This window comes from Bacillus sp. 522_BSPC (assembly GCF_001076885.1).
Lineage (GTDB): Bacteria > Bacillota > Bacilli > Bacillales > Cytobacillaceae > Niallia > Niallia hominis.
Genome location: NZ_JVDT01000189.1, coordinates 305 through 13875, shown reverse-complemented (window position 1 = coordinate 13875; position 13571 = coordinate 305). Strand labels below are relative to the sequence as shown.

Annotated in this window: 14 protein-coding genes; 10 read left to right on the top strand and 4 right to left on the bottom strand. The window is 35.8% G+C overall.

Features of this window, described 5'->3' with window-relative positions; all coding sequences use genetic code 11:
* Positions 1-85 precede the first annotated feature (85 nt).
* Entirely contained in the window at positions 86-1066 is a 981-nt protein-coding gene (locus ADJ83_RS16075) for a metal-dependent hydrolase (RefSeq protein ID WP_031539746.1), read from the bottom strand.
* A gap of 416 nt (positions 1067-1482) precedes the next feature.
* On the opposite strand from ADJ83_RS16075, the gene mutY reads away from it, so the two are divergent.
* The gene (gene mutY / locus ADJ83_RS16070; RefSeq protein WP_031539750.1) at positions 1483-2592 is read left to right on the top strand and encodes an A/G-specific adenine glycosylase; all 1110 of its coding nucleotides are present in this window, start codon (positions 1483-1485) and stop codon (positions 2590-2592) included.
* A 22-nt stretch (positions 2593-2614) separates the two neighbouring features.
* Here the strand turns inward: mutY and ADJ83_RS16065 are convergent, their stop codons facing one another.
* Positions 2615-2839: a hypothetical protein gene (locus ADJ83_RS16065; RefSeq protein WP_031539751.1), complete on the bottom strand. Its 225-nt coding sequence runs from the start codon at positions 2837-2839 to the stop codon at positions 2615-2617.
* A gap of 118 nt (positions 2840-2957) precedes the next feature.
* On the opposite strand from ADJ83_RS16065, the gene fabL reads away from it, so the two are divergent.
* The 5 genes from fabL to ADJ83_RS16040 all read left to right on the top strand — a co-directional run bounded on the left by fabL (position 2958) and on the right by ADJ83_RS16040 (position 7371).
* Positions 2958-3701, top strand: a complete 744-nt coding sequence (fabL, locus tag ADJ83_RS16060; protein WP_031539753.1) for an enoyl-[acyl-carrier-protein] reductase FabL — start codon at positions 2958-2960, stop codon at positions 3699-3701.
* A 138-nt stretch (positions 3702-3839) separates the two neighbouring features.
* Positions 3840-4022 (top strand): gamma-type small acid-soluble spore protein, encoded by a 183-nt coding sequence (locus ADJ83_RS16055; protein WP_031539755.1) that lies wholly within the window; start codon positions 3840-3842, stop codon positions 4020-4022.
* A gap of 233 nt (positions 4023-4255) precedes the next feature.
* Positions 4256-4519: a YgaB family protein gene (locus tag ADJ83_RS16050; RefSeq protein WP_031539757.1), complete on the top strand. Its 264-nt coding sequence runs from the start codon at positions 4256-4258 to the stop codon at positions 4517-4519.
* A 187-nt stretch (positions 4520-4706) separates the two neighbouring features.
* Positions 4707-5237, top strand: a complete 531-nt coding sequence (locus ADJ83_RS16045; protein WP_031539758.1) for a nucleoside tri-diphosphate phosphatase — start codon at positions 4707-4709, stop codon at positions 5235-5237.
* A gap of 385 nt (positions 5238-5622) precedes the next feature.
* Positions 5623-7371 carry an ABC transporter ATP-binding protein gene (locus ADJ83_RS16040; protein WP_031539759.1) on the top strand — a complete coding sequence of 583 codons (1749 nt, stop codon included), beginning with the start codon at positions 5623-5625 and terminating at the stop codon, positions 7369-7371.
* Between the two features lie 39 nt (positions 7372-7410).
* On the opposite strand, the gene ADJ83_RS16035 is transcribed toward ADJ83_RS16040, so the two are convergent.
* On the bottom strand, positions 7411-8496 hold the full coding sequence (locus ADJ83_RS16035) for an FUSC family protein (RefSeq protein WP_031539762.1): 1086 nt from the start codon (positions 8494-8496) through the stop codon (positions 7411-7413).
* 381 nt (positions 8497-8877) lie between these two features.
* Positions 8878-10182 (bottom strand): glutamate-1-semialdehyde 2,1-aminomutase, encoded by a 1305-nt coding sequence (locus tag ADJ83_RS16030; protein WP_031539763.1) that lies wholly within the window; start codon positions 10180-10182, stop codon positions 8878-8880.
* 219 nt (positions 10183-10401) lie between these two features.
* Between ADJ83_RS16030 and ADJ83_RS16025 the strand changes: the two genes are divergently transcribed.
* The 4 genes from ADJ83_RS16025 (at position 10402) to ADJ83_RS16010 (ending at position 13345) form a co-directional block, all read left to right on the top strand.
* The gene (locus tag ADJ83_RS16025; RefSeq protein WP_031539766.1) at positions 10402-10806 is read left to right on the top strand and encodes an ion channel; all 405 of its coding nucleotides are present in this window, start codon (positions 10402-10404) and stop codon (positions 10804-10806) included.
* A gap of 72 nt (positions 10807-10878) precedes the next feature.
* The gene (gene bcp / locus ADJ83_RS16020; RefSeq protein WP_031539768.1) at positions 10879-11349 is read left to right on the top strand and encodes a thioredoxin-dependent thiol peroxidase; all 471 of its coding nucleotides are present in this window, start codon (positions 10879-10881) and stop codon (positions 11347-11349) included.
* Between the two features lie 387 nt (positions 11350-11736).
* Entirely contained in the window at positions 11737-12192 is a 456-nt protein-coding gene (gene perR / locus ADJ83_RS16015) for a peroxide-responsive transcriptional repressor PerR (protein WP_269320393.1), read from the top strand.
* Between the two features lie 280 nt (positions 12193-12472).
* Complete coding sequence (locus ADJ83_RS16010; protein ID WP_031539772.1) at positions 12473-13345, top strand: nucleotidyltransferase-like protein; 873 nt, start codon at positions 12473-12475, stop codon at positions 13343-13345.
* Positions 13346-13571 lie beyond the last annotated feature (226 nt).

Sequence of the window (13571 nt, the reverse complement as noted above, 5' to 3'; positions counted from 1 at the left end):
AAAGGGAGCTAAAAAAAACTCCCACAAAAACTTGACTCAATCTTAAATAATAGACAGGTCGACGTTTGAGTCGACCTGTCTTATACTAATTTGTTAGTATATCGAGTTTCTTTTTAAGTTTATCTTCACTAAAGATCCAGCCTGTGTACGAGGTAATAATATTTAAATTTAAATCTAGATGAACGACAGCGACAAATGGATAATGTCCATTGCTTCGATAGCGCAAATCAATGAAACGGACTTGGTATTGGTCATCGAGCTCCAAGACTTCCCAGCGAAAAACAGGAGAAAAGGATAAGAATGCAGATAGGTTCTTATCTTTTTGTGCTGCTGCGAGAACTGGTGTATTTGGAATTGGAATGCGATGGAATTTATCGTAAATTTCAATTTCATGCTGATGCGATCGACCGACATAGAAGGAGTCATCAGTCATTACAGCAATACGCCAGTGATTAAATCTCATCGTTGGTGATAAAATGACTTCAGTTGCGTTAGGAATCTTCTTTTTCACATTTATTTTTACCTGCCGCTGTGTGAAAATTCGCAGCAGATAATAACCGATTAGAACGATGAAGAGCGTTAAAAAAGTATATCCAGGATTGGAGCCAAATATCCAACATAAAATAGCAATAATATGCATAGAAAAAATGATTGGATCAAATGTGTTAATAATTCCCAACGCAACCCATTTATTTGTAAAGGGGCGCAGGGCCTGTGTACCGTAAGCGTTAAAAATATCTACAAAAACATGCAGAAAAACCGCTAAAAAGGACCAAAGCCATAAATGCAATAAATTTGCTTCTAAGAAAATCGGATAAATGACCGCGGTGATGAGCAATGGCCATAAAATTACTGCAGGTATTGAGTGTGTGACTCCACGATGATTACGTATATAAACGGCATTGTTTCTTAATTTTAAAACCGTATCGATATCTGGTATTTGAGAGCCCACTATTGTGGCGATCATAACACTTGTAGCTGTTACAGGACTTGAAGCAACAACCGGGTCTAACGTAGCTAACCCACCAAGTGCAATCCCCATGACGATATGTGTTCCTGTATCCAAAATACCAAACCTCCCTGATTTTTCTCCAGCATTATTTGGATGAAAACACCATAATTACAATTAAAATATGCTTTTCTTTTTTCTTAACAAAAGATACACTACAAACAGCTAAAGAAAAGCATAGGACAAAAAATGCGGATAATGTTATTAAATAATAAAAATCGATAATATACATCGGACAATCGCATAATTTTTATAAAAAAATAGTTCTCTTATTTAAAATGAGACAAATTTACTTATTTATACTTACTTTAATAACATCAAATCTTTTGGCTAGGATATCACTTGTTAGTAAGATTTTTCATACTTTCATTCTATCCCATTTCATCCTATGATGCATGTTATGTCCAATAGAATAAAAAGAAGTCTATACATTGTTATTCCCAAAAAAATTAATAATTAACATATGGAGGTTTATGGTGACAGAAAGGCAAGAAATGATAAAGAACCAAGTGAATGTAGAGCAATTTAGAGAAGATTTATTAAAATGGTTTACCGAGGAACAAAGAGATCTTCCATGGAGAAAGGATAAGGATCCTTATAAAGTATGGGTGTCTGAAATAATGCTTCAGCAGACTAAGGTTGATACGGTTATTCCCTATTTTAACCGATTTATTTCTCAGTTTCCAACAATTGAAGCATTGTCAGTTGCGGAAGAAGAGAAGGTATTAAAGGCTTGGGAAGGGTTAGGCTATTACTCAAGAGCACGAAACCTTCATGCCGCTGTAAAGGAAGTCCATGAAAAGTATGAGGGCAAAGTGCCAGATTCGCCAAAAGAAATTTCTGGCTTAAAGGGAGTAGGCCCGTATACGGCGGGAGCGATTTTAAGTATTGCCTATGGTGTTCCAGAACCTGCTGTTGATGGAAATGTTATGAGGGTCTTATCTAGAATTCTTTCGATTTGGGAAGATATTGCCAAGCCGAAAACGAGAAAAACTTTTGAAGAAGCCGTGCGCGTCCTGATTTCACATGAGAATCCATCCTATTTTAATCAAGCCTTAATGGAGCTAGGTGCCTTAATTTGTACACCTACTTCGCCGTCTTGTTTGCTTTGTCCTGTTAGAGAGCATTGTCATGCATTTGATGAAGGAACAGTAACGGAACTGCCGGTTAAGACGAAAAGCAAGAAGCAAAAGTCAATCCAGCTTGCTGCTGTCGTTTTGACAGATGAAGATGGAAGAACATTGATTCATAAGCGACCTAGCACAGGATTGCTTGCAAATCTATGGGAATTTCCTAATATGGAAATCGTTCAAGTGTTAAAAAGCGAGAAAGCGCAGCTAGAGGAAAGGCTTTTGGAAGACTTTCAAGCAACAGTAGAAGTTGGCGAAATGATTACAAGAATTGAACATGTCTTTTCCCATTTGATTTGGAATATCAATGTCTATAGTGGAAAATTGATTGATTTGAAAGAGGAAAGGGAAGATCTACGAAAAGTGAATTCCGAAGAGATAGAGCCATTCCCATTCCCAGTGTCTCATCAAAAGATGCTGAAGTTTTTATCAGAGCAAATTAACGAGGGGTGACCACAGTTGGTCCCCTTGTTTTTTAATCATCGTTCACTTCTGTTCCATGTGTATAATCTGCTTCGTTTCTTTTTAAGCCGCCTCTATTTTCAATCTCCACGATAATTTCACGATGAATACTTGCTCCTTCGCTATTTAAATAGGGAGTCATTTGCTGTAAGGAATGATGGAAGTAGGCAAGCTCGTTATCCTTCCATTCGCCTTTAGCGATCATTGCTAATTCAGTCATATCTCTACCAACATACATTATCCAATACCTTCCTTTACCTTAAGCATATCTATATCTATTGTGCGAATGTTGTTTGCGAACTATGCATTAATAGAGGTAAAATGAAAAGTAAATGGATGGGAAAGGAATTAAAAGAATGACAAACAAAGTAGCATTAATTACAGGAAGCAGTAGAGGAATAGGAAAAGCAACAGCGATTCGATTAGCAAAAGAGGGCTATGATATCGTTATTAACTATGCAAGAAGCAGAAAGGCTGCCCAAGAAACAGCCGATGAAATAACGGCATTAGGAAGAAAAGTTCTTTTAGTAAAAGCGAATGTTGGGGATGTTGATAAAATTAAAGCAATGTTCGCAGAAGTGAAAGAAGAATTCGGGCGTTTGGATGTTTTCGTTAATAACGCAGCATCTGGTGTGTTACGACCAATTATGGAATTAGAAGAGTCTCATTGGAATTGGACAATGAATATTAACAGTAAAGCGTTATTATTCTGTGCGCAAGAAGCGGCGAAATTAATGGATAAAGGCGGCAAGATTGTCAGCATCAGTTCATTAGGAGCGATTCGCTATTTAGAAAACTATACGACTGTTGGGGTAAGTAAAGCGGCAGTAGAAGCGTTGACTAGATATTTAGCAGTAGAATTAGCTCCAAAAAATATTGTGGTTAATGCTGTTTCTGGTGGAGCTGTTGATACAGAAGCATTAACACATTTCCCAAATAGAGAAGAATTGCTTCAAGCGGCAGCAGATAAAACGCCAGCGGGAAGAATGGTGGAAATGGAAGACCTAGTGAACGCAGTTATGTTTTTAGTAAGCGATGACGCTAGTATGATAAGAGGGCAAACGATTATTGTGGATGGTGGTATTTCGTTATTAGTGTAAGTAAGAAAAGGGAATTTTCCTTCTGAGGAAGATTCTCTTTTTTCTCTTTAGAGAAAAAATTGGATTTTATTGGAAATGAAAAACTTTGGATAGAACCGAAATGTCTGGGACAAATTAATAGGCGTGGAGGTGATATTCATGGCTAAAAAATCTGGTGTAACTCAATCAGGAACTAACATCCAAGAAGTAAAACAACAAAACGCTCAATCTGCTGGTCAAGGTCAGTATGGTACTGAATTTGCTAGCGAAACAAGCGCTGCAGAAGTAAAAAAATATAACCAACAAGCAGAAGCAAAAAAAGCTAAAAACTCAAGCAAATAATGCAAACAAAGGGCACTTCACTTACGGGAGAGTGCCCTTTGCTTTTTATGGAAAATAGCTATTATTTAGTTTTTTAATATAAGGTGGCTTACAATAAAAATAGTTCGACAAAACTTCTTCTTTGTCTACAGAAGTAGTCAAAGGAATAATCATACATACGCAGAAATAGTTAAAGAAAGATGATAAGTAAAGTATTACCGAACCTAAAAATAAAGAGTAGGATGTGTTTTTTCATGGATGTATTTAACGGTTTAGTTGGAGAGCAAATGCGAATAATGGAAAAACTACTATATTTACAAGGAGAATTAGAGCGGTGCGAAGAAATTGAAGCACAATTACAAATGCTGCAAAAAGAAACCGAATTAAAAGAAGTGCAAATAGAAATTGGCAAAATGAAAGTAGAACTTAAGCAAATACAACAAATTTTTGAATTGCAAACAGAAAAAGTCATTCGAGTCTATCAAGAAAATGAGCTAAAACTATCATCGAGTTCATAAAAAAATATGGAATATTTGAAACCATTGTGTAATTTCAATGGTTCTTTTGTTTTAAATTTACCAGATAACCGTTATAATAAGAAAAAAGAGGAATCGTACTTTGTTGCCTTAAATGAAATAATGAATCGCTTTTAGTATGTAACAGGTTACAAAGCGTCCGTAAATAGAAAGTAGGGGAGAAATAAAAATGGGCGTACCTATCGAGGGTGAACCAATACAAATTCACAGTTATAAGCATAATGGGCACATCCATCGAATCTGGGACGAAACAACGATACTTAAAGGGACGCAAAACTTAATTATAGGTGGTAATGATCGTACAATTGTTACAGAATCAGATGGAAGAACGTGGGTAACGCGTGAACCTGCAATCTGTTATTTTCATTCACAACAATGGTTTAATGTCATTGGCATGCTTAGAGAAGATGGCATTCATTATTATTGCAACCTAAGCTCACCATTTATATACGATGGAGAGGCACTTAAATATATTGATTATGATTTGGACATCAAAATTTTCCCGGATATGACATTCAATTTATTAGATGAGGATGAATATGAACGTCACCGTGAAGAAATGAAATATCCAGATGTCATCGATCATATTTTAAAGTCGCAAGTAAATCAATTAATACAATGGATAAGACAAAGAAAAGGTCCCTTTGCACCAGATTTTGTTGATTTGTGGTATGAAAGATACTTAACGTACAGAAGTTAATATGGATGACTGAAAAAAGCATGTTGGTATTCAGCAGGCTTTTTTCTTATGCATATGCTTCGAATAATGATAAAATGATTCATTGTTATCAAAGAGTTAGTTATGGAAGAGATTGTGTGATTTATTATCAATGCTTGCATTGTGGTTGGGATAGTTTGGAAGGTAATCTGTAAGAGAACATCTCAGTGCCCGATTCATCTGGTAAAAACAGCAAAAGGTAACTGAAGCCAACATTTTCATGCCCATCCCAGCATGAAAAATGAAAAAGTAACAGAGGAAATCACTAAGTTTTCCTAACAGCTGTAAACAAAGCCAAACACAAAACAAGTTTTCAAAACTACCAAAAAGGAAATAGAAAAAAGGCAACATAGAGAGGGGAGTATATGTGGACAGTATTAAAAGATATATGGCTTTTGTAAAGCCATATCGGTGGCAAATCATTGGCACCATTATCATCGGCATTGTTAAATTTGCCATCCCGCTATTAATACCATTGCTATTAAAGTACGTAATCGATGACATAATCAATAATCCAGACTTAGCACAGGCAACTAAAATGAGCAATTTATGGACGATTATGATCATCATGACGATTATTTTTATCGTAGTAAGGCCACCAATCGAGTATTATCGTCAATATTTCGCACAATGGACTTCTAATAAAATTCTATATGATATTAGAGACCAGCTATTTATGCATCTTCAAAAATTAAGTTTAAAATATTATTCTAATACCCGGGCAGGGGAAGTTATTTCCCGTGTAATAAATGATGTCGAACAAACGAAAAACTTTATTTTAACAGGATTAATGAATTTATGGTTAGATGCCGTAACAATATTGATTACAATAGCTATCATGTTCACGATGAATATAAAGCTAACCTTTGTTTCCATCATTTTATTGCCTTTCTATGCTTTCTCCGTGAGCTATTTCTTTGGAAATTTACGGACGCTGACAAGAGAAAGATCACAGGCGCTAGCAGGAGTACAAAGCTTTTTGCATGAAAGGGTACAAGGAATTTCTGTTATTAAGAGCTTTGCTACAGAAAATCATGAACAAAAGCATTTTCAAAAATATAATAATGCCTTCTTAGAAAAAGCGGTCAATCATACGAAGTGGAATGCTAAAGCATTTGCGGTTGTTAATACGATTACCGATATTTCTCCATTGTTTGTGATTGCCTATTCTGGCTATCAAGTATTAAATGGTGATCTAACTTTAGGGGCGATGATTGCATTTTTTGCCTATATTGAAAGATTGTATAATCCATTAAGAAGATTAGTGAATTCTTCGACAACATTAACCCAATCGATTGCCTCAATGGATCGAGTATTTGATTTGATTGATGAAAAATATGATATTCAGGATAAGCCAAATGCCATTCCTTGTGCAAATGTAAAAGGTGACATTGCATTTGAAGCGGTTGATTTTGCCTATGATACAAAGGATCCGAAAGTATTAGATAATGTTTCCTTACATATTAAGCCAGGGGAGACTATCGCATTTGTTGGAATGAGTGGGGGCGGAAAATCTTCGTTAATTAGTCTTATACCAAGATTCTATGATGTGACAGGTGGAAGGATTCTCTTAGATGGAAAAGATATAAGAGATTTACAAGCTCGTTCCTTAAGGGATCATATTGGAATGGTTCTTCAAGAAAATATTCTCTTTAGTGAATCCATTAGAGAAAATATTATGATTGGGAGACCAAATGCGACGGAAGAGGAAGTGATTGCCGCCGCAAAAGCTGCGAATGCCCATGACTTTATTATGCAGCTGCCAGAAGGTTATGAAACGAAAGTTGGAGAAAGAGGAGTGAAATTAAGTGGAGGACAGAAACAAAGAGTAGCGATTGCCCGCGTTTTCTTGAAAAATCCACCTATCTTAATTTTGGACGAGGCAACCTCTGCTTTAGACTTGGAAAGTGAACAATCAATTCAAGAATCCCTTGAAGAACTGGCAAAAGATAGAACAACCTTGATTGTTGCCCATCGACTCTCTACGATTACCCATGCAGATCGAATTGTTTTAATCGAACACGGAAAAATCATGGAAGATGGCACACATAATGAGTTGATGAAATTACAAGGTCATTATCATGATCTATTTCAAATACAGCAATTGGGGAATTGAAAAAACGATCCAGAAGCATTTTCGCTCTGGATCGTTTTTTTATTCTTCAATTGTTACCTCTGCTTCGTGGTTATGATGAACCTGAATAGAGGTAATCAATGTATCAAGATGCTCCACATTCTCATCATACTCAATAATGGCTGAAACGATTTGCATCATATGATATTGCTTTAGTTCTTCTTCATTTTCGTGGACAAGTGACTCTGTCTCCTTGTAGTACTGCATCAATTCTTGGAATAGCATGTTTCGGTCAAGGGAAATGCTACCTTCTTCAAAAATAACATGTGGCTTTACCTTTCCAATAAATTTTAGCATCACATGTTCGTGGTGGTGAATCAGACAATCGAGCTGTTGCTGAATAATATTTTGAAAATATTCAGGTAAACTCAATAACTCATTTTCATAGCGATGAATCTTTTTCAATGTTTGAAATGATTTTTTTAATGTTGCAATCATTTGCCGATAAATCACTAACTTTCTCGTTTTTAATAAGGTTGTTTTTTTGAAGTAATTCCGTTCTTCTTTGTACAGTATATATAACTGGTCTATTTTCATTAACCGGTCGGACATTTTATCAATATCATTTTTTAAAAGACTGTGCTCGGATGCATGTCTAATGTTCAAGCGAATCCATTTTGTTATTTCCTCACTCATATCGGAAATTTGGTTGTACAATTTATTTTCATACTTAGGTGGTAGAAAAATCAGATTGACGATTGATGAAGACAGAATCCCTAGCATTACGGTAGAGAAACGAATAATCGCAAATGTGATGAAATCATCTGTAGGTGATTCCATAATCGCAATTAATGTAACAACAGATAAGGTAATCGTCTTTTCTAAGCCTAATTTTAAGTTAATAGTAATTACAATAATGGCAGCAAGTCCGATAATAAAGACGTTGTTTCCAAAGCTTAATACAAATATTACTGCTATAATGGCGCCGATGATATTCCCTTGCACTTGTTCAATGATAGATAAATAAGAACGATAGACGGTTGGTTGTATGGCGAAAATGGCAGAAATTCCTGCGAAAACAGGAGTTGGTGCATTTAATAGTTGTGCTAGAAATAAAGCTAAAACGATGGCGATTCCTGTTTTCAGAATACGCGCTCCTAATGTCATAAATAAGTGTTCCTTTCTTTAACGTAATAACATATTTTCTTATACCCCTTACTTTTTGCGGAAAACACGAAAAGTAAACACAATAATGTACTATACAGTGATTAGATGCTAACTTCAATAGACTAATGCCGGATTTTTTCTTTTTTCGATGGATTTTAAAAAAATGGACATATTGTTGTTAAAATTAAAATGGATTTAAACGATATTCGAGGTGTGAAACGTTTTAATGGGGTGCTGATTTTCGCTGCAGGCGTTCGCTTCATTTATCTGTGGTTGGAAATTAGAAAAAGCTTCTAATCTTTTTAATTTATAAGAGGAAGATCCCTTTTGTGAAAATAAAAAAGGTCCAGAATTCCTCTGAACCTTTTTCCTTACTGCAAATTAAAATTTATACTCTTCTTGTAATGAAGCGAATGCTTGATCTACAGCGTGTAGGGTTGCTTCGATGTCTTCTTCTGTGTGTGCGATGGTGAGGAACCATGCTTCGTATTTGGATGGTGCTAGCATAATTCCTTGTTCTACTAATAGTTTAAAGAAGCGGCCGAACATTTCGCTATCTGTGCTTTCTGCTTGCTTGTAGTTGTATACTTTTTCCGTTGTAAAGAAGACAGTAAGTGCTCCTTTTAGACGGTTGAGTGTAATTGGAACATTGTACTTAGTAGCTGCTTCTAAAATACCTTTTTCTAATAATGCGCCTAGTTTATCTAGATAATCGTATACGCCTTCTTGTTTTAATACTTCGAGACATGCAATGCCCGCTTGGATGGATGCTGGGTTTCCGGCATGAGTTCCTGCTTGGTATGCTGGTCCAACTGGTGCAACTTGATCCATAATTTCTTTTTTACCACCATAAGCGCCAATTGGTAGACCGCCGCCAATTACTTTTCCTAAGGCAGTTAAGTCAGGGTAAACGCCTAATAAATCCTGTGCTCCACCGTAAGTGAAGCGGAAAGCGGTGATTACCTCATCATAAATAACAAGTGCGCCAGCTTCATGTGTTAGCTCATTGATTCCTTGTAAAAATCCTTCCACAGGTTCCACGATACCGAAGTTTCCAACGATTGGCTCCACAAGAACAGCTGCTACTTGATCTCCCCATTTATCCAATGCATCTTTATAGGCATCTAAATCATTGAAAGGAACAGTAATGACATCAGCTGCAATTACCGCAGGAACACCCGCAGAGTCTGGAGTGCCAAGTGTAGAAGGTCCAGAACCAGCTGCAACTAGCATTGGATCAGAGTGACCATGGTAGCAGCCCGCAAATTTAATGACTTTGTTTCTGCCAGTATAAGCACGCGCAACACGAATCGTTGTCATCACGGCTTCTGTTCCAGAATTCATAAAACGGATTTTTTCCATGGAAGGGATTGCTTCCTGAAGCATTTTCGCAAATTTTACTTCATGGGGTGTTGGAGTACCGAATAGTAGTCCTGTTTCTGCTGCACGAGTGACTGCCTTTGTGATATGTGGGTGAGCATGTCCAGTCACAATAGGACCATATGCAGCTAAATAATCGATATATTGATTTCCGTCTACATCAAAGAAGTATGCACCTTGCCCTTTTTCCATCACTATCGGTGATCCGCCACCAACGGCTTTGTAAGAGCGAGAAGGACTGTTGACACCTCCGACAATAATCTCTAAAGCTTCTTCATGTAATCGTTCTGAATTGGTATGTAACATATAAACCTCCTATAAATCGTAACATTCTGTATAGAATACCTTCCCTCATTTTAGCACTTTTTGAAAGAAGATAAAGGGAAACAGCTTTTAAACAACAGGCAACTTTCATACGTTCTCAGGTAGGTGTAACTGGATAAACGCATAATTACCTTAGACAAGCATAAATATTAATGATGGAGTATTTAAGGACGTGCAGCAATAAAGTAAGGGGGTAAGGAGATGTTTTATGTCTTATTAGCTTTAATCCTTTTTTTTATTGCGATGAGCTTAAGAACATTGTTTGTTCCTTACCGCGTAAAAGAAAAATGGGTATCCTTTGAAAATTTTATGTATTTAATTTTTGTTTATATCACCATTATGATTGGCTTTGGCTTAATCTATACGTTGTTTCAAATGAATGGAATCCCTGTATATAATGATGGACAGACTCCTTCTCTCAACTATGATTTCTTTCATACATTACACACTAGCATCTATTTTAGTGGTGTCACCTTATTCTCTGTAGGGTTTGGTGATTTAATGCCTATTGGAATCGGAAGAATGATTGTTCTTATCGAGGCATTAATAGGCTACACGATTCCAGCTGCCTTTGTCACAAGAGCCGTCCTAGATTTGAATCATTAGCAAACTCCTTTTCTTGCTTCATCCAAGTAAATTCGGTACGCTTGGTATAGGAAAAGAAAGGCGGGATACGAGATGTCGATTCAATTGGGAGATACAGTACCAGATTTTGAACTACAAGCAGATAATGGAGAAAAAATAAAACTGTCAGATTTTCGAGGAAAGAATGTAGTCTTATACTTTTATCCAAAAGATATGACACCTGGATGTACAACAGAAGCTTGTGACTTCCGCGATAACCATGCAGATTTTAAAGGATTTCATACAGTGGTACTTGGCGTTAGCCCTGATCCGATTTCAAGGCACAAGAAGTTTATCGAAAAGCACGAGTTGCCATTTCCATTACTATCCGACGAAAATCATGAAGTTGCAGAAAGCTTCGATGTATGGAAATGGAAAAAGAATTTTGGAAAAGAATATATGGGGATTGAAAGATCAACCTTCTTGATTGATAAAGAAGGCAAGCTCGTTAAGGAATGGCGTAAAGTGAAAGTGGCTGGCCATGTAGACGAAATAAAACAAGCATTAGAAAAAATCGAAGCCTAATTTTAAAGCTAGGGACTTTTGTCCACTCATTAGGGAGCGATAAGCATATTGTATAGTGAGCATATACCTCCTCATATATATGTCGGTGGCCAACGAAGCGTTCGTTGGTCTTTTTTTAGAATAAAAAGAGAATTGGATAAAAATTCTGGTGAAAAGTAGTGCGTGACATGCATATAATGAAAGTGTATTATCAATAGCGATCAGGCAACTGCTATTATCTAATAGTTTGTATTGTTAAATAATCATTATCGTTGTTATTTTAAACGGTTTATTCATCTATAAACGGCGTTATTACAGTAACTGTATTGACAAAACCCACCTATTATTAGTACACTATTTATAAACATTATAAAATAAGAATATCTTTTAGAAATGGGGTGCATGTCCGTGGAACATAATGAGCATAGCGAGCATAATGAGTTACAGGAAGCTCTTGACAAGCTGAAAGAAACAGGAGTGCGCATTACCCCGCAGCGTCATGCGATACTTGAATATTTAATAAGCTCAATGTCACATCCGACTGCCGATGAAATTTATAAAGCACTTGAAGGTAAATTCCCAAATATGAGTGTAGCCACTGTTTATAATAATTTAAGAGTTTTTCGTGAAGTAAATTTAGTAAAGGAACTGACATATGGAGATTCTTCTAGTCGGTTTGATTTCATTACTTCTCACCATTATCATATTATCTGTAAAGAGTGTGGCAAAATAGTTGATTTCCATTATCCAGGACTGGATGAGGTCGAACAATTTGCCAGCCATGTTTCAGGATTTAAAATCAGTCACCACCGTCTAGAAATTTACGGTACTTGTCCTGATTGTGCTAAAAAAGAAGCGCACTAATGTAAGTAATAGAAGAGGTTGTCTTTTTAAGATTAGCTTTCGTATAAATGCATGCGAAGGTTAATCTTAAAAAGATACCTCTTTTTTCTGTTTTCCTAAAGAAAGTTCTTCATTATACGGAAATAATAGATGGGGAATATAAAGAAAAAAAGTAATACTATTTTTTTAGAAGTTGTAGTAAGATTTCATGTATGCCATGGAAATAGGGCAGGATTTTAATAGAAAATGTCGAAATAATACGAAACGAATAAAATTTATTCATGGAGATGGAGGAATAACGATGGAAGATATTCTTCGTCCTATATATCAAGAAAGAGCTAGCCAGACAAATACATTGGGCGTATTAATCATTGATAAAAAACAAAATGAAATGACCGTGACAGATACTTTTGATACGGTGATGCTAATTATTGTAAAAGAAGCAGAACAACCTGTTTTTATAAAGCACTACACTTATGCGGAAAAGAAAGCAGCATTGCATATTGTCACAGAACAACAATTAAGAAATTGGATTTTATTGGGGAATAATAAAAGAATATTTGAATGGATATACAATGGAAGAGTTGTTTTCGATCGAAACGAATATATTTATCAACTCAAAAATGAGTTAAAGGAATTTCCCGTTAACGAACGAAAACAAAAGATGGCGTTAGAATTCGCTAAGCTTATTAAACGATATATGGACGGGAAAGCTTTCTTTGAAAATAAGCATTATCTTGACGCTTATAATGATATTGTTCACTCCCTACATCACTTAGCACGTTTAGCTGTGATTGAAAATGGATTCCATCCAGAGGTAACCGTTTGGAGCCAAGTAAAACAAATAGAGCCAGAAATCTATAAATTATATGTAGAGCTAGTAAATAGTGATGAGCCGATTGAAAAAAGGCTTGAGTTATTATTCTTAGCAAGTGAATTCTTGATTCATTCCAGAATGAGATCAAGTACAAGCCATATTCTAGATATATTAAAAGAGAAGGAAATTTGGACATTTAATGAGCTATTAGAAAAAGAAGAATTACTTATTTATGCAGTAGATCTTGGGATGCTTTTAGAATATTTGATTGATAAACATTTAATAGAAGTAGTCAATGTTTCAACGAAAAGTCCAGGTGTTTATCATCGATATTATAAGGTTTTAGAAAAAAACTAAAAAAGTTTAAAAAAAGTATTGACCATTATGTTGAAATAATGTTATATTTATATCCGTCGCTGAAACAACACGAAATGTTGAAGTAAACGACGGAAAAGAAATTTTAAAAAACTATTGACAGGAAATGTTGATAGATGTTATGTTAGGAAAGTCGCTTCTTAAGTGACTAACTAAATTGCTCTTTGAAAACTGAACAAACAAACGTCAACAATAATCGTTTTATAAC

Excerpts from the sequence above, each read along its gene's own strand:
- mutY (WP_031539750.1), top strand. The coding sequence starts at position 1,483 with ATGGTGACAGAAAGGCAAGAAATGATAAAGAACCAAGTGAATGTAGAG.
- ADJ83_RS16065 (WP_031539751.1), bottom strand. The coding sequence starts at position 2,839 with ATGTATGTTGGTAGAGATATGACTGAATTAGCAATGATCGCTAAAGGC.
- fabL (WP_031539753.1), top strand. The coding sequence starts at position 2,958 with ATGACAAACAAAGTAGCATTAATTACAGGAAGCAGTAGAGGAATAGGA.
- ADJ83_RS16055 (WP_031539755.1), top strand. The coding sequence starts at position 3,840 with ATGGCTAAAAAATCTGGTGTAACTCAATCAGGAACTAACATCCAAGAA.
- ADJ83_RS16050 (WP_031539757.1), top strand. The coding sequence starts at position 4,256 with ATGGATGTATTTAACGGTTTAGTTGGAGAGCAAATGCGAATAATGGAA.
- ADJ83_RS16045 (WP_031539758.1), top strand. The coding sequence starts at position 4,707 with ATGGGCGTACCTATCGAGGGTGAACCAATACAAATTCACAGTTATAAG.
- ADJ83_RS16035 (WP_031539762.1), bottom strand. The coding sequence starts at position 8,496 with ATGACATTAGGAGCGCGTATTCTGAAAACAGGAATCGCCATCGTTTTA.
- ADJ83_RS16030 (WP_031539763.1), bottom strand. The coding sequence starts at position 10,182 with ATGTTACATACCAATTCAGAACGATTACATGAAGAAGCTTTAGAGATT.
- ADJ83_RS16025 (WP_031539766.1), top strand. The coding sequence starts at position 10,402 with ATGTTTTATGTCTTATTAGCTTTAATCCTTTTTTTTATTGCGATGAGC.
- bcp (WP_031539768.1), top strand. The coding sequence starts at position 10,879 with ATGTCGATTCAATTGGGAGATACAGTACCAGATTTTGAACTACAAGCA.
- ADJ83_RS16010 (WP_031539772.1), top strand. The coding sequence starts at position 12,473 with ATGGAAGATATTCTTCGTCCTATATATCAAGAAAGAGCTAGCCAGACA.